Annotated in this window: 13 protein-coding genes; 2 read left to right on the plus strand and 11 right to left on the minus strand. The window is 67.9% G+C overall.

What is annotated here, in order from left to right; genetic code table 11:
• Positions 1–64: 64 nt before the first annotated feature.
• From ABR323_RS13975 to pilG, 7 genes are all read right to left on the minus strand, one after another.
• Positions 65–529, minus strand: coding sequence for a chemotaxis protein CheW (locus ABR323_RS13975; RefSeq protein ID WP_439449734.1), 465 nt, complete (start codon positions 527–529; stop codon positions 65–67).
• Positions 526–1,863 (minus strand): chemotaxis protein CheB, encoded by a 1,338-nt coding sequence (locus tag ABR323_RS13980; RefSeq protein WP_439449735.1) that lies wholly within the window; start codon positions 1,861–1,863, stop codon positions 526–528. Before ABR323_RS13980 ends, ABR323_RS13975 begins: the two co-directional genes overlap by 4 nt.
• Positions 1,850–8,515: an Hpt domain-containing protein gene (locus tag ABR323_RS13985; RefSeq protein ID WP_439449736.1), complete on the minus strand. Its 6,666-nt coding sequence runs from the start codon at positions 8,513–8,515 to the stop codon at positions 1,850–1,852. The genes ABR323_RS13980 and ABR323_RS13985 overlap by 14 nt, the downstream gene beginning before the upstream one ends.
• A gap of 100 nt (positions 8,516–8,615) precedes the next feature.
• Positions 8,616–10,652: a methyl-accepting chemotaxis protein gene (locus ABR323_RS13990; RefSeq protein WP_135274819.1), complete on the minus strand. Its 2,037-nt coding sequence runs from the start codon at positions 10,650–10,652 to the stop codon at positions 8,616–8,618.
• Positions 10,653–10,693: 41 nt separating this feature from the next.
• Complete coding sequence (locus ABR323_RS13995) at positions 10,694–11,224, minus strand: chemotaxis protein CheW (RefSeq protein ID WP_439449737.1); 531 nt, start codon at positions 11,222–11,224, stop codon at positions 10,694–10,696.
• Positions 11,224–11,586, minus strand: a complete 363-nt coding sequence (locus ABR323_RS14000) for a response regulator (protein ID WP_005410717.1) — start codon at positions 11,584–11,586, stop codon at positions 11,224–11,226. The genes ABR323_RS13995 and ABR323_RS14000 overlap by 1 nt, the downstream gene beginning before the upstream one ends.
• A gap of 19 nt (positions 11,587–11,605) precedes the next feature.
• Positions 11,606–12,007, minus strand: coding sequence for a twitching motility response regulator PilG (gene pilG, locus ABR323_RS14005; RefSeq protein WP_005418455.1), 402 nt, complete (start codon positions 12,005–12,007; stop codon positions 11,606–11,608).
• Positions 12,008–12,244: 237 nt separating this feature from the next.
• On the opposite strand from pilG, the gene gshB reads away from it, so the two are divergent.
• On the plus strand, positions 12,245–13,192 hold the full coding sequence (gene gshB, locus ABR323_RS14010; protein WP_012511876.1) for a glutathione synthase: 948 nt from the start codon (positions 12,245–12,247) through the stop codon (positions 13,190–13,192).
• Positions 13,192–14,076 carry an energy transducer TonB family protein gene (locus tag ABR323_RS14015; RefSeq protein ID WP_439449738.1) on the plus strand — a complete coding sequence of 295 codons (885 nt, stop codon included), beginning with the start codon at positions 13,192–13,194 and terminating at the stop codon, positions 14,074–14,076. The genes gshB and ABR323_RS14015 overlap by 1 nt, the downstream gene beginning before the upstream one ends.
• A 499-nt stretch (positions 14,077–14,575) precedes the next feature.
• Here the strand turns inward: ABR323_RS14015 and tsaB are convergent, their stop codons facing one another.
• The 4 genes from tsaB to mrcB all read right to left on the minus strand — a co-directional run bounded on the left by tsaB (position 14,576) and on the right by mrcB (position 20,878).
• The gene (gene tsaB, locus ABR323_RS14020; RefSeq protein ID WP_439449739.1) at positions 14,576–15,289 is read right to left on the minus strand and encodes a tRNA (adenosine(37)-N6)-threonylcarbamoyltransferase complex dimerization subunit type 1 TsaB; all 714 of its coding nucleotides are present in this window, start codon (positions 15,287–15,289) and stop codon (positions 14,576–14,578) included.
• Positions 15,290–15,298: 9 nt separating this feature from the next.
• Complete coding sequence (locus ABR323_RS14025; RefSeq protein ID WP_439449740.1) at positions 15,299–17,347, minus strand: ATP-dependent DNA helicase; 2,049 nt, start codon at positions 17,345–17,347, stop codon at positions 15,299–15,301.
• Between the two features lie 556 nt (positions 17,348–17,903).
• Positions 17,904–18,440, minus strand: a complete 537-nt coding sequence (locus ABR323_RS14030; RefSeq protein WP_439449741.1) for a hypothetical protein — start codon at positions 18,438–18,440, stop codon at positions 17,904–17,906.
• Entirely contained in the window at positions 18,437–20,878 is a 2,442-nt protein-coding gene (gene mrcB, locus ABR323_RS14035) for a penicillin-binding protein 1B (protein WP_439449742.1), read from the minus strand. The genes ABR323_RS14030 and mrcB overlap by 4 nt, the downstream gene beginning before the upstream one ends.
• Positions 20,879–20,927 lie beyond the last annotated feature (49 nt).

Raw genomic sequence — 20,927 nt, forward strand, 5'->3', positions numbered from 1 at the left:
GCCGGCACTACCGGGAATCCGGGTCACCTGTGGTAGCGCCGGGCCATGCCCGGCGGATTCCCCATCAGGCCGCCAGAGAATCCAGAGCCGCTTCCAGCGCATCCAGGTTCGGCAACAGCGCGCTCTGCTCACCCAGCAGCACGCGCATGTGCACGATCTGCGGCAGGGTTTCCTCGGAGGCGTCTGCCAGCAGGCCGTCGCGCGGGACCGAGATCAGCTGCGGGAAATTCTGCGTCAGCAACGCGTAGTACGGGCGCTGCGCGTTGCCGCTGAGGGCTTTGAGCACCACCACCTTGTTGTGGCCGCCCACGGTTTCCTCGCCCAGTCCCGAAAGACGCGCGAACGACACCAGCGGCACCTGCCAGCCATGCCAGGCGATTTCGCCGACCAGCCAGCGTGGCGCATCCGAGACCGGCTGCACCGGTACCCGCGACATCATTTCAGCCACGGTGGCATTGGGCAGCAGCACGCGTGCGTTGCCCGCCTGGATCAGGACGCCGCGGATCTCGTCATTGCTGGCGTAACTCATGGTGCCTCTCCGTTGTCGTCATCCACGCCCCAACGCGCGGCAATCGCCTGCGCCAGTTCCTGCGGCTCGCCAGCGACCATGCCCGCGGCCACCACGGCGGTGGCCGCCGCCGGGTCATAGCAGCCCTCACCCACCTGCCCGGCCACCCAGGCGCCAGCAGCAGCCAGGTCCAGCGCGGGCCCGACGTGGCCCAGATCGGCGCCACTGAGCAGCACCAGTGCGGTGTGTTCCGCCGGTAGCGCGGCAATGGAGATGCCCTGTGCGTCGCTGATGAAATGCAGGCCATCACTGGCCACCTGCACGCCGATGTCATCGGCCAGCACATGCACCTCGCCCGCTGCCGCATGCTGGCCGGCTTCGGCCAGCTGTACCGGCAACGGCGATACCCGTGCCATCTGCTTGACCAGGTTGCCGTAACGGCCGCCATCCAGGCGCATGTGCACCAGCACCGGCACGGCCAGCGACGCCGGCAGCGCACCAAGCAGGCGGCGCAGCGCATCCGGGCCACCGATGCCGGCCAGCACCAGCAGCGATCCTGCACGCGCACCCGCCGGCGCTGCGGCATCCAGATCGACCAGGCTGAGGTGATCGGTATCGAAGGAAGGCTGCGCCGCTTCGATCGCAGCGACGCCGGCAGCAGCAGGTGCTTCCACCACGTCGTCGACCAGCGACCACGCGGTGTGGTCGAAGGAAATCGGCGGTGCCGACGCTGCTGCGGGGGCGGTATCGGGCGGCGACGGTGGCGCCGTTGCCTGCAGCGATTCCGGCACAGCCGGCTGCAGCGCGGCCAGCGCCTGCTCCAGTGCGATCGGCTCGTGCAGATGTGCGGGGGGCGAATACAGGCTGTCGGCCGGAACCTCGTCGGCCCAGCTCAGCGCCTGCTCCAGGTGCGGCTGCAATGCTTCTTCGCGTGGCGCGGGCGGCGGTGCAGGGTGGCCCGGTTCCAGCTGCAGGCTGGGTTCTTCTTCGGCACCGGGCGGCAGCACCTGCTGGTGGCCGTGCAGCTTGGCGGACAGATGACGGCCCCAGCGCTGGGCTTCCCAGCCATCGCGGCGTGCGGCCAGTTCGGCCTCGTCGAAGACCAGGGTCAGGCCCGGTGCCGACAGCACGGCGTCCAGCCGCTCCAGCGCGTCCTCGATGGCCGCCTCCAGGGCGATCACCACGAACTGGGGGCGCGCCTCCTGCAGGACCTGCGGTTCCAGACTGTTGGGGTCGTCTTCCAGCACCAGCTGCACATCGGCGTGCGACAACGCCTCGCGCAGGCGCTCGCGCGCCGCGCCGGGGCGGGCCAGCAGGGCAACGGCCGGGGCCGCTTGGGTTTCACTCACGGACACGGGCGATCCCCAGCAGGTCGTACACGTTACGCATCAGGTCCAGTTCCTGGTACGGCTTGCCCAGGTAGCGCTGGACACCGATCTCGAAGGCGCGCTGGCGGTGCTTGTCACCACTGCGCGAGGTGATCATCACGATCGGCACGTCCTTGTAGCGCGGGTCGGCGCGCATTGCGGTGGCCAGCTCGTAGCCATCCATGCGCGGCATCTCGATATCCAGCAGCATCAGGTCGGGCACGCGTTCTTCCAGGCGCTCCAGTGCTTCCACGCCGTCGCGGGCGACACTGACCTCGAAATTGTGGCGTTCAAGGATGCGGCCGGTGACCTTGCGCATGGTCAGCGAATCGTCCACCACCATCACCAGCGGCACCTGGCGCTCCTGCCGCGGCGCGTTGGCCAGTACCGGCAGCGTCGGGTTGGCAAGGAAGCGGCGAACCAGCGGCGCCACGTCCAGGATCACCACCACACGGCCATCGCCGGTGATGGTGGCACCGTAGATACCCGGCACCGAAGCGATCTGCAGGCCGACCGGCTTGACCACGATTTCGCGGTTGCCCAGTACCTGGTCGATCGCCACGGCGGCACGCAGGTCGCCGGCGCGGACCAGCAGCAGCGGCACCTGGTCCTGGCCATCGGCACGGGCCGGGGCCTGGCCGACCAGGCTGCCGAGGTCGTACAGCGGATAGTCTTCGCCGCTGTAGCGATAGCTGCTGTCGGCCGCTTCGAAACGCTCGCGCGACAGGCGGCCGATACCGCTGACCGAAGCGACGGGCACTGCGAAGGTGGTTTCGCCGATCTGCACGAACACTGCCTGGGTGACCGCCAGCGTCTGCGGCAGGCGCAGGGTGAAGCGCACGCCCTGGCCCCGCACCGACTGGATGTCGACCGAGCCACCGAGCTGGCGCACTTCGTTGCGCACCACATCCATGCCCACGCCGCGGCCGGCCAGCTGGCTGACCTGGTCGGCGGTGGTGAAGCCGGATGCGAAGATCAGGTTGTCCAGTTCCTGCTCGCTCGGCTGCGCATCGGCAGCCAGCAGGCCACGGTCGAGGGCGCGGCGGCGGATCGCTTCGCGGTCCAGGCCAGCCCCGTCGTCGGCCACGTCCAGCACGATTTCCGAGCCTTCGCGATGCAGGCGGATGGCGATCTCGCCCTCCTCCGGCTTGCCGGCGGCACGGCGCTGTTCCGGCGCTTCCAGGCCATGGGCCACGGAGTTGCGCAGCATGTGTTCCAGCGGTGCGACCATGCGATCGAGCACGTTGCGGTCGAGTTCGCCGTGGGTGCCTTCCAGGGTCAGGTGGACCTGCTTGCCGGTATCCATGCCGGCCTGGCGCACCACGCGGCGCAGGCGCGGCACCAGGCCATCGAACGGCACCATGCGCGCGCGCATCAGGCCGTCCTGCAGTTCCGAACTGACGCGCGACTGCTGCTGCAGCAGCGAATCGTACTGGCGCGACAGATCGTCGAGCACGCCCTGCAGGCCGCCAAGGTCGGCCGCCGATTCGTTCAGCGCGCGGCTGAGCTGCTGCAGGGTGGAGAAACGATCCAGCTCCAGCGGATCGAATTTCTGATCGGCCTGGTCCTGCTCACGCTGGTAGCGGGCGACGATCTGCGCTTCGGTTTCCAGATCGAGGCGGCGCAGCTGATCGCGCAGACGCGCATTGGTACGTTCCAGCTCGCCCATGGCGCCACGGAAGGCACCCAGCTGCTGTTCCAGGCGCGAGCGGTAGATCGCCACTTCACCAGCATGGTTGACCAGGCGGTCGAGCAGGTCGGCGCGTACACGCACCTGCTCCTGCTGCGGACGCGCCAACGGGTCTTCATCGACCGCGCCCTCGGCCGGCAACGGCGCCGACAGCGGCGCATCGGCCAGCGCGACCACCGGGCCGATGACCGGTGCCGAGGTGGCGTCGAGCATGCTGGCGGCATTGGCTGCAGCGGAGGCGGCAGCTGCGGCGGCGATATCGGCGGTGGTGCGGACCTCGAAGGCCTCCACCAGATCCTGTGCCGGTTCCACCACGCGGTGGGCACCGGTGCGGGTAAGAAGCTGGTGCAGGCGGTCGAAGCCACGCTCCAGCAGCTGCACGTCGCGGCGCTCGATCTCGGTGCGGCCGGCGGCAACGGCTTCCAGCAGCGATTCGATGCTGTGGCCAAGGTCGCCGATGGCATTGATGCCGGCCATGCGTGCACCACCCTTCAGGGTGTGCAGGTCGCGCTGCAGGCCGGACAGCGCCTCGCGGTCCTGCGGTGCCTCGCGCAGTTCACTGATCAGGCCATCACAGTGGTCGAGCAGGTCCTTGCCTTCCTCGACGAAGATGTCGACCAGCTCACGGTCGTACACGCTGAAGTCGAGCGTATCGGCACTGTCCTCGGCTTCTTCCGGGGTGCCAGAGGCCTGCATCGCGTCGATGGCCGGGGAACCGTCTGCTGGCTTGGCGACATCGACCACGCCCTGGCCCGGCGCCTCTTCCAGTTCGAAGAAGCGCACCGGCTCGGGGGTGTCCTGGGGGACGTCTGCGGGGACCTCCTCAATCACCGTCGCCGGGGACGGCTGATCGGCGCTCTCTCCTTCACCGACCGCCGCCTCCCCGCCGACGTCCGCATCCTCGGCAAAGGCTTCCGCCTCGCCCGGCGCGAGTTCGCTGGCCTGCAGGCCGAGCACGGGCCATTGCCCATCGTCGGCCAAGATCTGCTCTTCGTCGATCACGTGCAGGCCGGCCTCGAGCGCGGCTGCCAGCGTGACCGGTTCTGCAAAACCCGGCGCAGCCATTTCATCCTGCAGGCTCGACAGCTCGCTGTCGAGTGGCAGTGCAGCAGGCATGTCGAGGAAGCCGTCTTCAACGATGTCGGCGTCATCGGACGACGTCGCATTCAGGTCGAATGCGTCAGCTTCGTCAAACACGGACGGCTCATCAGCATCGCGGTCGTCCACCGGCAATGCGCTGGCATCCAGGTAAGGCGACAGATCATCGGCCACGGTCAGATCGGCACCGTCGGCCAGCGACAATGCCGGTTCCGCTTCGGGTTCATCCACAACGGCGATGGGCGTGATCGCGTCCACCTGGACCGATTCAACTGCTTCCGAGGCAACGCCTGCGGGCTCGCCTTCGCCGGGCACCGACGGCCATCCCGCATCGAAGTAGCGCGAAAGATCGTCGCTGGCGGTCAGCTCGGCTACGTCCAGCCCACTATCGGGGGCGACAAGGGCCGCCGCCACGTCAACATCGGCCGGAACCGGTTCCAGCCCCTGCTTGGCCTCTGCTTCGAAAGCGGCCGGCACTGCGGCACCCTCTTCCGCATCCAGCACCACCTGCGCTGCCTCGACACCGGACTCCCGTTCGGCATCCAGCGCCAGATCGTCGTCGTCGTCGTCTTCGAGACCGGACATCGGCCAGCGTGCTTCCGGCAGCTCGCCGGCGAGGGCCTGCAAACGCTGCACCAGCGCGTCCTGCCGCACGATGCGTGGCTGTTCAGCCTGCAACGCTTCCATCGTCGCAGTGATCGCCTGCGCGGTCGCATCCAGTGCGGCCAGGCCTTCTTCACCCGGCACCACGTCAGCCGCCAATGCACGCTTGATGTAGGACTCGGCCCCCCCGGTAACGGCGGTGATCTCCGGTACTTCGGTCATCGCGAAGGCGCCGTTCATGGTATGCACCGCGCGCAGCAGTGCATCACTGACCGGCTGCGGTGCCTGCTGCGCAGAGCGCAGCCAGTCCTGCAGGGTCGCCTGGTGGACGTCCACTTCAGCTTCGAGGATCTCGCGCAGCACGCTGTCGATGTTGGCCGGCGTACCGGTCGCTTCGAGCGCCGCTTCAGGGTCCGCCTGCACCGATGCAACCGCTTCGGCCTCGAGGATGCGGTTGATTTCGTCTTCGTCTTCGGCCGCAGCCGTCGGTGCTGCCGGTGCGGCGGCGACCGGCAACGGCACGTAGAAGGTTTCCTCGCCAGCACCCACCCGGTCGGCGATGGCCTGCATCGCCTGCAGGTCGACGCTGATGCGCTGGCCACTACGCAGCGCGGCGTTCAACTGCGGCAGCGCAGCGTGGGCGTTGTCGACCATCGCCAGCACCGCCGGCGAGGCCACACGGCTGCCATCGAGCACGCGGTTGAGCATGCCCTCGATCTTCCACGCGAACTCACCCAGCGTGCGTGCACCGACCAGGCGGCCGCTGCCCTTGAGGGTGTGGAAGATGCGGCGGATCGGCCGCAGCCGGTCCATGTTGTCCAGCTGCATGCGCCATGCCGGCAGCAACGTACCAAGATTGGCCAGTTCGTCGTCGAACTCTTCCAGGAACACCTCGCGGATGTCCTCGTCGATGTTCTCCGCGTCATCATCGAAGCCGGCCTCGAAGCCAGCGTCGGCGTCGGCGTCGGCCGCGACCGTGGCCTGCTCAGTGGCCGGAGCAGCGGCTGCCGCCTGCGGATTGAAATCGGCGGCGGCGGCGCTCAATTCGGCGAAGAACTGCGCATCGGCCTCGCTGAAATCGATCGGCGCGATGGTATCGATGTCGATCATCGACACCGCCGGGGCGGGTGGCTCCATCGCAGCGACCACGTCGTCGGCACGCAGCGGCGGTACATCATCCGCAACGGCATCGCCTTCGGCGTCCACGGCGTCGTCAGCCGGCATCGGCGCGGCGGCGTCGGCTATCTCCAGCGACGGCAGCAGTCCGGCATCGTCGTCCAGCGACAGTGTCTCCATCGCGTGCAGCGACAGCACATCGTCGGCGTTGTCCAGCACGTCGGCATCGAAGCGGAACACCACATCGTCGTCCGGCACGGCGCCAGCCTCGTGCTCGGCTGCAACCGGGTCGAACACCGGCGCGGCATCGAAACCGGTTTCGATCGATACCGCGACACTGTCGGCGTCCTCAGCAGCCAGGGTCGTGGCATCTGCCAGGTTCTGTGACGGCGCCGCGGGCAACGTCCACTGCGAGGCAGCGAACTGCCCGGCATCGGCCTGTTCAAAGCCAACCGGATCGAAGCTGGCGAAGGTTGGACTGCGCTCGTCTGCGGCGCTCGCGGCCGGTTCGGCATCCACCTCGAACGGCGCGAGGTCCCATTGCGGGACGTCGGGCGCAGGCGCACTGGAGGCCGCGAAAACCAATGGTGCATCCGCATCGTCATGCAGTGCCAGCGGCACGGAAGGGGCACCGGCCACGGCGGTGCCCAGGGCACCGAACATCAGGCTGTTGTCGGCCACCACCGGCGCCGGCGTGATCGGCAGCGGATCAAAAGTGAAGTCAGGCAGCGGCACTGGCACGTTGCCCGCCGCAGGCGCGGCGGGCTGCACCGGAATCTCGATGCGCTCCGGCTGCAATGGCTCGGACGTGAGCGCAACCGGTTCGCGCTCGACCAGCAGCGATGCGAACACGACCGGCTCGGCTGCAACAGGGGCTACCGCATTGCGGTCGGGCAGTGGCCAATAGCGCAGCGCTTCCAGGCTGCTGCGGGTGATGTCGAGAATGTCCTCGCGGCCCGGGCGACGGTCGCGCAGGGCCTCCAGGTAATACTCGAGGCTGGCCATGGCATCGGCCAGGGTGTCCAGCTGGCGGCCACTGGGCACACGCTGGCGCCCGACCAGTTCGGCCTCGATGTACTGCTGCACGCCGCGCAGGTAGTCGGCGGCGGTGCCCAGGTCGAGCATGCGCAGCGCGCCGGAGACATCACCCAGCAGGCGCGGCACATCCTGCAGCTCGGCATGGTTCCAGCTGGTTTCAATGAAAGCGACGAAGTGCTCGCGTGCGGCGGCGAAGTTGGCGATGGCCTCATGGGCCAGCACTTCTACCGTGCGCCGGTTCTCCACCGCGCTCGGATCGTCCTCGCCGCTGCCGCCGGCGCCCAGATGGGCGACCTGGTCATCCAGCGAGGCATCCACGTAGAGCAGTGCACCGGCGATATCCAGCAGCAGGTTCTCGTCGATCTGCTGGCGCCCTTCGACCACGCCACGCAGTGCGTCACGCTGCTGCACGACCACGCCGCGGGCAACGCCCAGGCCCATCATGCCCAGCGTATCGGCCACCGCACCGAGCTCGTTGGCCTGGGTCTGCAGCTGCTCCGGCGCGCCGCCGGTACGCAGGTGCAGGTCCAACGCATCCTTGATGCGCAGCAGTTCTTCCTTCACCGCACTGCCCACGGTGTCGAGCAGCTCGCGGTTGCGCCCGCTCAGGCTGCCACGGGCATGGTCCAGCTCGGCCTCGGTGGCGGTGACGCTGTCCGGTGCGAATGCCAGCAGCACACTGTCATGCACGCCTTCTTCGCCACGCGCGGCACGGATCTCGTTGAGCAGCGGCATCAGCACGATCGGAATATCGCGATGACCGTTCTGCAGGCGTTCCAGGTAATCGGGCAGCAGCACGCTGCCGCGCATCAGGGTCGCACAGGCTTCGTCGCGGTCGGCCACGCGGCCGGCACCGATGGCATTGGCCAGCTGCTCCAGCTCTTCGGCCACCATCGCCGGGGCATACAGCTCGACCATGCGCAAGGTGCCCTGCACCTGGTGCAGGTAGCCGGCGCAGATGCGCATGCGGCTGGCATCGGCGGGATCTTCCGCGTAGTACTCGACCTCGTTGCGCACCTGGCGCAGGGTCTCGTCCAGCTCGGGCTTGACCCAGCCCAGCGCTGCGTGGCTCATCGCATCGCGCAGACTGCTCATGGACGCGCTCCGTTCGCCGCCGCGCGGAGGCCGCGCGAGTTCTGGCGTGGGGAATGGAAATGCTTCATCGACTGGTTCCTTGCTCGCCGCCCTGCCCGCGTCACGCCGGCAGCTTGAAGTCGGCGACCGAACGACGCAGATCGGCCGCCAGCTGCGCGAGATGGCCGATCGATTCGGCGGTCTGCCCGGCACCCTGCGAGGTCTGGCCAGTGATCTGCCGGATCACGCCCATGGTGCGGGTGATGTCCGAGGCCGCAGCCGACTGCTGCTGGGCGGCGATGGAGATGTTCTTGATGAGGTTGTTCAGTGCGTTGGACACGCGCTCGATCTCAGTCAGCGCGGTGCCGGCGTCCTCGGCCAAGCGTGCACCGGACACCACTTCGGCGGTGGTCTGTTCCATCGAGGTGACCGCTTCATTGGTATCGGCCTGGATCGCCTGGACCAGGTTCTCGATCCGTCGGGTCGCGCCCGAGGTACGTTCTGCCAGGCGCTGCACTTCGTCGGCCACGACCGCGAAACCGCGACCCGCTTCACCGGCGGAGGCTGCCTGCACGGCTGCATTCAACGCCAGGATGTTGGTCTGTTCGGAAATGTCGTTGATCAGTTCCACGATCGAACCGATTTCCTGCGACGACTCACCCAGGCGCTTGATGCGCTTGGAGGTTTCCTGGATCTGGTCACGGATCTGGTCCATGCCCTGGATGGTCTCGCGCACCACGCCGGCACCTTCGGCGGCGATCACCACCGAGCGCTGTGCCACGTCAGCCGACTCGGCCGAGTTGCGCGACACCTGTTCGATGCTCGCCGCGATTTCGCCGATGCGGTCCGAAGCCGAGGTGATCTGGTTGGCCTGGTGGCCCGCCGCCTCTGCCAGCTGCATGGCGGTCGCCTGGGTTTCCTGGGTGGACAGCGCGACCTTGGCCGAGGTGTCGTTGATGGTGGTGACCAGGTGGCGCAGCTCGTCGACGGCGTAGTTGATCGCGTCGGCGATGGCGCCGGTCATGTCCTCGGTTACCGAGGCCTTCACCGTCAGGTCGCCCTCACCGAGCGAGGAGATTTCGTCCAGCAGCCGCATGATCGCCTGCTGGTTGCGGCTGTTGAATTCCACCTGGGTCTGGTAGCGCAGTTCCTGCTCGCGCGAGCGGCTGCGTACGTTGGTGGAGACGAAGCCGATGATCGCGATCAGCGACAGCGCACCGGACACCACGCCGATCCAGAAGTTCGGGAACAGGCGCGTATCGGACACCGAGCCGAACGAGGAGAACGCGTCGAACAGCTTGCGGCTGTCGTCCAGCATGTGCGCCGAGCCCTGGCCCAGCGCAGTGGCTGCGGACTGCGCGGCGAACAGCTGGCGCGAGCTGGCCAGGATTGCGTCGGCGTCCTGCTTCATCGCTTCCCACTTCTGCTGCGACTGTTCCAGCGCGGCCACGGCGGCAGCACCGCGCACGGCGGTGATGCCCAGTTCCTCGTTGCCATTGCGCAGGCCATCGAGCACCTGCGAGAACACGGTGATGTCACGTGCCAGCGCATCGCCGGCCGTAGCCGCGCCACTGCCACCGGCACGCATTTCGGTCACGCGGCGGGCCATCGAGCCGGCCACCACCACCTGCTGCAGCGCGCTGTACACCTGCGCCGACGGTGCACCGGAGGCGGACATCGCACGCACCAGCTCGTTCAGCTGTGCCTGCAGGCCCGGGACTGCACCGCTGAAGTTGTTGGCGTTGCCAGCCAGGGCCAGCACTGCCGGCTCACTGGCGACCAGCTGGCCGGCCTGCTTGCCCAGCGGCGCCCAGGTTTCACCCAGCGTGGCGATCGCGCCGGAGACCCCGGGCTCCTTGCCGTAGCGCCCCTGCAGCGTCGACACATTCTGTTCGATCGCGTTGCGGGTTGCCTTGAAGGCGGTGAACGCCTGCGCGTTGCCGCCCACCGCGTCACGGCCCTGGTTGGCCAGCTGCTGCGACAGCACCTGCAGGTCGGCGGCCTTGGAACCGGCGTCGGCCAGGCGGCTGCCCTGCCAGGTGGCGACACCGGTGTTGACGCCGAACAGGATCATCGATGCCAGCAGCAGGAACAGCCAGAGGTTGCTGCCGCCCAGCCGCAGCTTGCCGGTCTTGGTGGCGTCCGAAGCAGTACTCATCGTTCAACCTCGTTCTTCAATGCAGGGGGCAACGCCCGGCCTCAGGCCGCGGCTTGCCGGAATTCAGGGGTGCGCGACAGCAGCGAGAGCGAGAACACGCCCCAGTCCTGGCCGTCGGCATGGAAGGCACGGTCGACGAAGTGGGCATAACGCCCATCGGACAGCGCACCAGCATCGATCTGCTGGGCCAGCTCGAAGCTGCGCTGGCCGAACAGTTCATCAATGGTCAGCGCGACGTCGCCTCCGGCCTGGCGCATGATCAGCACCCGCTGGCCTTCCTGCTGCACGGTGCGCGTGCCTTCCAGGAAGTACTTCAGGTCGACCACCGGGAACAGGTTGCCGCGCAGGTTGCCCACGCCGAGCAGCCACGGCTGCGCGCACGGCACCGGCGTCACGGGTGGCATCGGTACGATTTCCACCACTTCGCGGAAGTCGGACACCAGCCGGCGTTGGCCGACGCGATAGCCCACGCCACGCCACAGGTCCTGGGCGAACTGCCGTTCGGGCAGCTGCACCGCATGGGCCAGGCTGCGCCGTTCGTAGGCTTCAAGGATGTCGAAGGGCGAGCGCATCAGGCCACCAGTTCGTTGATCCGCGCGATCAGTTCATCCTCGCGCGGCGGCTTGACGATGTAATCGGCCGCGCCCTGGCGCAGGCCCCAGGCCTTGTCGGTCTCCATCGCCTTGGTGCTGACGATGATCACCGGGATGTGCTTGATCGCGGCGTCGCGGGCCATCGCCCGGGTCGCCTGGAAGCCGCTCATGCCAGGCAGCACCACGTCCATCAGCACCAGCTGCGGCACCTGGTCGCGGACCAGCTGCAGTCCATCCTCGGCGTTGTCCGCTTCCAGCACCTCGTGGCCGGCACGGCGCAGCCACTGGGTGAACACCGCGCGGTCGGTCGGTGAATCCTCGATCAGAACGATACGAGCCATTGTGCCTTTCCCCCCCTGGTCAGGCGTTGACGTATGTGCGGATGGCACCCAGCAGTTCTTCACGCGTAAATGGCTTGGTCAGGTATTGCTCCGAGCCGACGATGCGCCCCCGCGCCTTGTCGAACAGACCATCCTTGGACGAGAGCATGATGACCGGGGTCGCCTTGAACAGCTGGTTGCCCTTGATCAGCGCACAGGTCTGGTAGCCATCCAGGCGCGGCATCATGATGTCGACGAAGATGATCTGCGGTTGCTGGTCTGCGATCTTGGCAAGCGCTTCGAAGCCGTCGGTGGCGGTGACCACCTCGCAACCTTCGCGCTTGAGCAGCGTTTCCGCAGTCCTGCGGATGGTCTTCGAATCATCGATGACCATCACCCGGAGTCCTGCGAGCTCCCCGCCCGCAGTCGTGTTTTCAGTCATTGCCTATCCCCAAGCGCACGGCCCGATCTCTGGCGGGGGCCGCTACGAAAGCGTATCTATATCGCACTTCCCGCGCCCGCTTCAAGGCCAGCCCACCACGCGGGGCATGGCACCCTCCTGAACGTGACCGGTTTCGCAATGACTGCGCCGCCGGACGGACGCTGCGTTGCAGTACGGCGGGGAGGCGCACGACCGGCGTTGCCGCTACCATCAACGCCTTGCCAGACAGGTGCGCCCATGCCGTTGAACGTCATCGTGGTGATGGATCCCATCGCCCACATCAAGATCGCCAAGGACACCACCTTCGCCATGCTGCTGGAAGCCCAGCGCCGCGGCCATGCCCTGCACTACGTGCGGCCGGGCGGCCTGGCCCTGGAGGGCGGCGTGGCGGTGGCCCAGACCGCCCCGCTGCAGGTGCGCGACGATCCGGCTGGCTGGTACGAGCTGGGCGCGTTCAGCCGCACCGAGTTCGGCCCCGGCCAGATCGTGCTGATGCGCAAGGACCCGCCGGTCGATGCCGAGTACATCTACGACACCCAGGTACTGGACGTGGCGGCGGCTGCCGGCGCCTGCGTGGTCAACAACCCGCAGGGCCTGCGCGACTACAACGAGAAGCTGGCCGCCCTGCTGTTCCCGCAGTGCTGCCCGCCGACCCTGGTCAGCCGCGATGCCAAGGCGCTGAAGGCCTTCGCCCTGGAACACGGCCAGGCCGTGCTGAAGCCGCTGGACGGCATGGGCGGCCGCTCGATCTTCCGCAGCGGCCAGGGCGATCCGAACCTGAACGTGATTCTGGAAACGCTGACCGACGGCGGCCACAGGATGGCGCTGGCGCAGAAGTTCATTCCCGACATCACCGCCGGCGACAAGCGCATCCTGCTGGTCGATGGCGAACCGGTCGATTACTGCCTGGCACGCATTCCGCAGGGCGACGAGTTCCGCGGCAACCTGGCCGCCGGCGGTCGCGGCGAAGGCCGCCCGCTGAGCGAGCGCGACCGTTGGATCGCCGCCCAGGTGGGCCCGGAGATGAAGCGGCGTGGCATGCGCTTCGTCGGACTGGACGTGATCGGCGACTACCTGACCGAGGTCAACGTGACCAGCCCGACCTGCGTGCGCGAGCTCGACGCGCAGTACGGCCTGAACATTGCCGGCACCCTGTTCGACGCACTCGAGGCCGGCCTGCGCTGATGCCGTCCGCACCTGCCGTCCTGCCCCCGCCACCGCGCGAAGCGCAACGGCTGGGGGCAACCATCGCGCTGTCGGTCCTGGTCCACGCCCTGCTGATCCTGGGCGTGGGCTTTGCGGTGAAAGGCGATGCGCCGCTGGTGCCGACGCTGGAGGTGATCTTCAGCCAGACCCGCACCGCGCTGACGCCCAAGCAGGCCGATTTCCTTGCCGCTGCCAGCCAGGAAGGCGGCGGCGAGCACGACCGCGCACAGCGTCCGCGCGACAATCAGGCCGGCATCGTGCCACAGGCCCAGTCCGGGCTGAGCCCAGTGCCGCAGCAACAGCAATCGGCCGCGCCCGCGCCACCACCGCAGGCGCGGGTGGTCAGCAGCCGCAATGGCGAAGACACCGTGGTGCAGGCGCAATCGCGCCCCACCCCGCTGGAGCCGACACCGGATGCACCACTGACCGCGCGCGAGCAGCGTGATGCGGAAATGGCGCGCCTGGCAGCGGAAGTGCACTTGCGCTCTGCGCAGTACGCCAAGCGCCCGAACCGCAAATTCGTCTCCGCCAGTACGCACGAATATGCCTATGCCAATTACCTTCGCGCATGGGTCGACCGCGCCGAGCAGGTGGGCAACCTGAACTATCCGGATGAGGCGCGGCAGCGCCGGCTGGGCGGCCAGGTGGTGATCAGCGTGGGCGTGCGTCGCGATGGCAGCGTGGAAAGCAGCCGCATCCTGCGTTCAAGCGGAACGCCGTTGCTGGACGAAGCGGCGCTGCGGGTGGTGCAGTTGGCACAGCCGTTCCCGCCGCTGCCGAAGACCGAGGATGAGATCGACATCCTGCAGGTCACCCGGACGTGGGTGTTCCTGCCGGGCGGTGCCCTGCGCGACGATCGGTAGGGTTTAGTTGCCCGGGCCTGCGGCCCGGGACCCGCTGGAAGCAAAGTCAAAGTCAACGTCAACAGCAGCGGTCGGGATGTTGGGCTTGGCGGGGCGGTGTGGGCTTGCAGGACACGCCGTAAACCCGTCCCTGGGGGCTCGATGGCGCCATCCATGGCGCCAACGGTCCTGCAAGCCCACACCGCCCCACCTCTGACAGATCCCGGCGCATCGCGTCCCGCTCCGCTGTTGGTAGGTGTCGACCTTGGTCGACACGCATCCACGCTATGCGTGGATGCGAGCGAAGCGACCCGCTTTTGACTTTGATTTTCTTTTGATTTTCCGTGGCGGACGCACACGGAAACTGTCAGAGGTCGGGCGGGGTGGGTTCGCGGGGGTATCCGCGCCATGGATGGCGCGGCTAAGCCCCCAGGGACGGGTTCACGGCGTCCCCCGCGAACCCACCCCGCCCGGCCAAGCGCGGCTTTTGATCTACGCGACCAATCCCGCTACGAGGGGCTCAGCCGTTGGCCTTCGCCTTCGCCTCGCGTGCCGCCTGCTGCTCGACCAGGGTCAGTGCCACGTTGTCGCGCAGGTAGGCCGGCTCGACCCTCTCCGGTGCAATGGCTTCGCCGCGAGCGAACGCCGGCACCGCCAGTGCCAGTACGTCCGACGCGCGCGGCAATGCCGTGGCATCGAAACCATGCAGTCCTGTGCCCAACTGCGCCACCAGTGCGCCCTCGGCTGCGCCGAATCCGGTGCCGACACCGTAGGCTGACACCCCCTCCGGCAGCGCCACCGCAGCGGGTGCGCACACCCGCTCGGCATCACGCGCGACCGGCAGGCCGTCCACACGCTCGAAGCGCGCCACGTACAACTCCCCCATGCGCGCATCGATCGCAGACAGGATCTGGTCTTCTTCGGCCGGCGCGCGCAGCGCCAGTACCTGCAGCGTCGAGACCGGCAGCAGCGGGCGGTCCAGCGCCAGTGCGATGCCCTGCGCAATGGCGATCGCCAGGCGCACGCCGGTAAACGCCCCCGGGCCACGGCTGAGCGCGATGCCATCGAGCTGGCGGCGGCTGATGCCGGCCTCGGCCAGCAATGCTTCGGCCCACGGCAGGCTCAGTTCGGCATGCCGGCGCGGGGCGATCTCGAAACGTTCCAGCACCTGCCCATCGACATGCAGGGCAACGGAACAGGCTTCGGTGGCGGTTTCAAAGGCGAGCAGTTTCATCGGATCGGGTCAGAACAGGGGGAACGTGGCACCGGGCGCCGGCTCGGGGCCGGTCGCAACAGCGGCCGGGGCAGCCGCATCATCGGCCACGGGCGCCCATTGTGGCGTAAAGAAGGCCTGCACATCGGTCAGGCTGCGGGTACGGCGGAACGGCGGCAGTGAATCGAGGAAGACCCGACCATAGCCACGGTTGAGCAGGCGCGGGTCGCACAATACCAGCACGCCCCGGTCGCTCTCGCTGCGGATCAGGCGGCCGACGCCCTGTTTCAGCGCAATCACCGCCTGCGGCAGCTGCTCGTCGCGGAACGGGTTGCCGCCCTGGCTACGGATCGCTTCCAGCCGCGCTTCGTACACCGGGTCGTCCGGTGTCGCAAACGGCAGCTTGTCGATCATCACCACGCTCAACGCTTCACCGACCACGTCCACGCCCTCGCGGAAACTGGCCGAGCCGAGCAGCACGCCATTGCCCGATTCGCGGAAGCGCTGCAGCAACGTCGCGCGCGGCGCCTCGCCCTGCACGAACAACGGCCATGGCCCATTACGCAGCGCCTCTGCGGCCTCGCGCAGGGCGCGATGCGAAGCGAACAACAGGAACGCCCGGCCCTGCGACGCCTGCAGCACCGGCCGCAGGGCCTGGATCAGCGCGGTACCAAAACCGCGCGCGGCCGGATCGGGCAGGCCTTCAGGTAGATAGCACAGCGCCTGCTCAGGCCAGTTGAACGGGCTCGGCTGCACCAGCGTATGCGGATCATCCAGGCCCAGGCGGGTGGCGATGTGATCGAAACCACCGCCAACGGTCAGCGTCGCCGAAGTGAAGATCCACGCGGCACGGCTGCGTTCGCGATGCTCACGCAACGGGCCGGACACATCCATCGGCGTGCGCTGGCAGCGGAAACCACGCGGGGTGAGCTCGTACCAGAGCACATCAGCGGCGCTGGCCACTTCCGACGGATCGATGTCGAAATCGAGGGTGGGCTCGTCTTCGCCCAGCCAGCGACTGAGCCGCGAGACCGCCTCGCGCGCCCGTGCATGGCAGGCATCCAGGCCTGCAGCCGCTTCGCGCACTGGCTGCAGGGCCTGCTCCAGCATCACCAGGCCTGCCATTACCGTGTCGAAGCCGTCACGCACCTGCGGCATCGCCAATGCACGCCACTGCGTGCCACGCGGCGGCAGTCCTTCCATTGCCGATCGCAACGCCAGCAGTGCCTGCTGCAGCTGATCGACCGGATCCTGCAGGGCCGACTGCGCGCCCGCCACGCCACGCGCCTCCGCCAGACAGTCGCGACCCAGTTCCTGCCACGGACGCATACCGAAACCTTCGCCGAAGAACTGCGCGGCCAACTCGGGCAACTGATGCGCCTCGTCGATGACGAACGCCTGCGCCCCCGGCAACAACTCGCCAAAGCCCTCCTGCTTCAGTGCCAGGTCGGCCAGCAGCAGGTGATGGTTGACTACCACCACGTCAGCGGCCTGGGCGCGTTGCCGCGCACGGACCACGAAGCAGTCATCCCAGAACGGGCAGTCAGTACCCAGGCAGTTGTCGACCGTGGAGGTGACCATCGGCAGCAACGGTGAGTCATCGGCCAGGCCTTCCAGTTCGGCGATGTCACCGAACTCCGAACGACCGGACCAGGCCAGGATCCGCTGGAACTGCGCGGCCTGTTCGGGGCTGGAAAAACGCGGCTCGCCCCGCGCCTGCTGCAGGCGATAGCGGCACAGGTAGTTCGCGCGCCCCTTCAGCAGCGCGCTGCGCAGGCCGACGCCCAGTGCCTGGCGCACGCGAGGCAGGTCGCGGTGGTAGAGCTGGTCCTGCAGCGCGCGGGTACCGGTGGAGATGATGGTACGCAACCCGGACAACAGCACCGGTACCAGATAGGCGAAGGTCTTGCCGGTGCCGGTGCCGGCTTCGGCCAGCAACAGATCACGCTGCTGCAGCGCGTCGGCGATGGCTTCGGTCAGGCGCAGCTGGGCCGGACGCGGGACGAAGGCATCCAGGTGCGAGGCGAGCGCGCCGCCTTCGCTGAGGGCTTCGCGGCTGGCATGGACAAGGTCGGACATCAGAGGGAAAGGATACCCGGCCGGGCGCTGCCCGGCACCCGTTTCAAGCCGGAGCCAGAGCACCAGCAACGGCAACGGCGGTCATGGCTCTGGGTTGCACCGAGGGCTGGCAGGACTGTGGGTTTGCGGGGACGCCGTAAACCCGTCCTTGGGGGCTTGGCCGCGGCATCCATGCCGCGGACACCCCGCAAACCCACAGTCCCCTGCCTTCGACAGTTCCCCGGTGACGGAGGGACACGCTTCGCAAAGTCGAGCTTGCTCGACTGGCAGCTCAGAAGCGGTGGGGGGAACGGGGAAAGAAGATGGCTACCGCGAGCGCGCGCAGCGCGAGACCCGCTTTTGATTTTGATTTTGTTCTTGCCTGCGGCCCGCGCGATATGTGTCGGGCCGGGTGGGTGGGGCGTACAGGACCGTTGGCGCCATGGATGGCGCCATCGAGCCCCCAAGGATGGGTTTACGGCGTGTCCTGCACGCCCCACCCACCCGGCCCATCACCAGCACCCATCAGTGCGAGCGCGCGCCGCAGAGGGGGCAGCGCCCGATGGAGTGGAATACCTCAGTACCGCTTGATCCCCGGCACGGTGCAGCCTTCCAGCTGCGCATGCGCCGACACCGCATTTTCCTTCTCGCCCCGCGCCAGCCGAGACTGCTCGATCGTTGCCCAGTGCCGGCGGCACAGCGGCCCAGTCTTCGAACCCAGGTCGATCGCGTTGCGTGCGAAGGTCTCCGCCTGTGCCCACTGGCCCTGCAGCAGCGCCAGCTCGGCACGCTCCTGCAACACCGCGGGGTCAGCGGCCACGATCTCCAGTGCCTGGTCCAGGCTGCTTGACGCGCCGGCCAGGTCGTTGGCCTGGCGCTGGGCCTGAGCGGCCAGGCGCAGGTCTTCCACCTGCGAATCACGCAGCGGCTGCACCGACAACTCTTTGTCGTCAGGACCCGCGGCGGCGTCGACCGCCGCCAAGCGTTGCGCCGGTGTAGTGGTATCCACCGGCTTGACCACCGGCGGCGGGCTGCTCACGCAGGCGGTCAGGACCAGGCTGAGGCCGGTCAGGGCCAGGGGCTGCAGCAGGGATCGCATGTTCATCGGCATCATCGGCTCGGAGGAGGTGTAGCTGTGGCGGGTGCTGCTGCAGGTTCGGCAGGCGAATCCGGCTTGCGGTCCAGGCCGAACCAGCTGCGCCAGCCACCACCCTCACCTTCGGCCCCACCCTGCCCGTCCGGCGACACCGGCGGCGCACACGGTGCATAGGCCGGTGCATAGCCCACCACGAACGGGAAGCGACGCGCACCCGGGCAACCGTCGTCGGTGGTATTCATGCCGGTGGCTGCCACCGACTGCCAGTCCAGGCCCTTGTTGCTGACCTTCAGCGGCGCGCTGGGAAGGCGCTGGAAGATGCCCGACCACACCCGCATCGCGCCGGTGGCGCCGTACAGGCCGGCCTGCTCGTTCTGGTCGTTGCCCATCCAGATCACCGCCAGGTGGTCACCGGTGTAACCGGCGTACCAGCTGTCGCGGCCATCGTTGGTGGTGCCGGTCTTGCCGGCCGGCTGCAGGCGGCCAAGACCGTCGGCGTTGAGGCGTTGCGCAGTGCCGCTGGCGACCACCTGCTGCAGGCCGACGCTGATCAGGTTGGCGGCGATCGAGTCGCCCTCCTGCGCTGGTGCCGGAGTCTTGTCGTAACGCTTGAGCAGCTTGCCCTGCGGATCGAGCACGCCACGCACCGCGTGCAACGGCTGGATCTCGCCGCCTGATGCCAGGAACTGGTACAGCTGCGCCATCGCGTAGGGGCTCTGGTCGGTCGAGCCGAGGATCACCGCCGGATTCGGATCGGCCTTGATGCCGGCCAGTACGTGGATCAGCTGGGTCACGCGCTCCGGACCCACCTGCATGCCCACGCGCACGGTGGCCTGGTTGTAGGAATGGGCCAGCGCATCGATCAAGCGCACGGTGCCGTGGCTGCGGTTGTCCGCGTTGCCGGGATTCCAGTTGCGGCCACGGCCGAGCTGCACGGTCACCGGCGAATCGTCGACCCAGCTGGCCAGCGAGTAGCGATCCGGCTGTGCCAGCGCCAGCAGGTACACGAACGGCTTGAGCAGCGAACCGACCGGGCGCTGTGCCTCGATGGCACGGTTGAAGCCCACTTCGGAAACCTCACGGCTACCGATCACCGCCAGCACGTCGCCGTTGTGCACGTCGGTCAGCACCATGCCGGCCTGCAGCTCGGGGCGACGCTTGCTTTCCAGCGACTTGATGGTTCGGGTCACCGCACCTTCGGCATAGGCCTGTGCCGACGGCGACATGCCGCTCATCACGCTCAGGCCCGCGCCCTGCAGTGCCGATTCCGGATAGTCATGGCCAAGCTGGCGACGGACCAGATCGACGTAGGCCGGGAAGCGGTTGGCAGCGACCAGCCCCGGGGTCTTTGGCACGCCCAGCGGCGCCTTGAGGGCGCGCTGGTACTCGGTATCGTCGATCAGCGTCGCTTCGTGCAGCTTGCCCAGCACGAAGTTGCGGCGATCCAGCGCGCGTTCCGGATTGCGCCGCGGGTCATAGAAGGACGGGCCCTTGACCAGGCCGATCAGCAAGGCGATCTGCTCGGTTTCCAGCGACGACAGATCGCGACCGAACCAGAATTCGGCGCCGGAGGACATGCCGTGGATGGCCTGGCTGCCGCGCTGGCCCAGGTACACCTGGTTGAGGTAGGCCTCGAAGATGGTGCGCTTGTCGTAGCGCGCTTCCATAATCAACGCGTACAGCACTTCATTGAACTTGCGGGTGACCGTCTGTTCCTTGCCGATGCCGAGCAGGCCGCTGCGGGCCAGCTGCTGGGTCAGCGTCGAGGCACCCTGGCGGCTCTGGCCACCAGAGCGGATCGTCACCCACACCGCGCGCGCGATGCCGGACAGGTCGATGCCGTGATGGCGGTTGAAGTCCTTGTCCTCCACTGCCTGCAGGCCGGTCACCAGCAGGTCCGGTGCTTCGTCCATGCGGATCAGGCGGCGCTCTTCCTGCTTCTGCCCGTACAGAGTGGCGATACGCGCCGGGTCCAGCCGCGCGGCCTTCAATGCCTTGCGGCTGCCAGCATCCCGCAGCGAGGCGATACCTCCATCGGCCAGCGACAGCTCGACACGACGCGGGGCGACCACGCCATCCACGTCGTTGTAGCCACGGCTGGAGATGACAAAACGCCCACCGTTCACCGCATAGGTCGCCGGCTCCTTGCCCTGTCCGTCATCGCGGTAGGCGGAAGCGGCCAGTTCGGTCTTCAGGGTGGACGCATCCATCGCCTTGCCGGGCGTGAGCACCAGCGGGCGGGCGTACACCCGTGTCGGGATCTGCCAGCGCAGTTCGCCGAAGCGCTGGGTCACCTGCTGGTTCAGGTACAGCGTATAGGGAATCAGGAAACCCAATCCCAACGCGACCGCTGCCATGCTCCAGGTGATCAGGCGGCGCCGCCACAGCGGGCCGTTGTCCTGCTGGTCGTCGTCGTCGAAATCGTCGATGTCGTCGGAATCGTAGCGTCGGGGCACGGGAATGCGAGAATGTAAGGTCTGGCGAGTCTACCCCAGCCACCGTGGC

This window comes from Stenotrophomonas sp. ATs4, from assembly GCF_051861585.1.
Taxonomy (GTDB): domain Bacteria; phylum Pseudomonadota; class Gammaproteobacteria; order Xanthomonadales; family Xanthomonadaceae; genus Stenotrophomonas; species Stenotrophomonas maltophilia_AS.

What these genes read in the sequence shown, in the direction of transcription:
- ABR323_RS14015 (WP_439449738.1), top strand. Translation starts at nt 13,192, where the DNA reads ATGCCGTCCGCACCTGCCGTCCTGCCCCCGCCACCGCGCGAAGCGCAA.
- ABR323_RS13990 (WP_135274819.1), bottom strand. Translation starts at nt 10,652, where the DNA reads ATGAGTACTGCTTCGGACGCCACCAAGACCGGCAAGCTGCGGCTGGGC.
- ABR323_RS13975 (WP_439449734.1), bottom strand. Translation starts at nt 529, where the DNA reads ATGAGTTACGCCAGCAATGACGAGATCCGCGGCGTCCTGATCCAGGCG.
- ABR323_RS14030 (WP_439449741.1), bottom strand. Translation starts at nt 18,440, where the DNA reads ATGATGCCGATGAACATGCGATCCCTGCTGCAGCCCCTGGCCCTGACC.
- ABR323_RS14025 (WP_439449740.1), bottom strand. Translation starts at nt 17,347, where the DNA reads ATGTCCGACCTTGTCCATGCCAGCCGCGAAGCCCTCAGCGAAGGCGGC.
- tsaB (WP_439449739.1), bottom strand. Translation starts at nt 15,289, where the DNA reads ATGAAACTGCTCGCCTTTGAAACCGCCACCGAAGCCTGTTCCGTTGCC.
- ABR323_RS13985 (WP_439449736.1), bottom strand. Translation starts at nt 8,515, where the DNA reads ATGAGCAGTCTGCGCGATGCGATGAGCCACGCAGCGCTGGGCTGGGTC.
- gshB (WP_012511876.1), top strand. Translation starts at nt 12,245, where the DNA reads ATGCCGTTGAACGTCATCGTGGTGATGGATCCCATCGCCCACATCAAG.
- pilG (WP_005418455.1), bottom strand. Translation starts at nt 12,007, where the DNA reads ATGACTGAAAACACGACTGCGGGCGGGGAGCTCGCAGGACTCCGGGTG.
- ABR323_RS14000 (WP_005410717.1), bottom strand. Translation starts at nt 11,586, where the DNA reads ATGGCTCGTATCGTTCTGATCGAGGATTCACCGACCGACCGCGCGGTG.
- ABR323_RS13995 (WP_439449737.1), bottom strand. Translation starts at nt 11,224, where the DNA reads ATGCGCTCGCCCTTCGACATCCTTGAAGCCTACGAACGGCGCAGCCTG.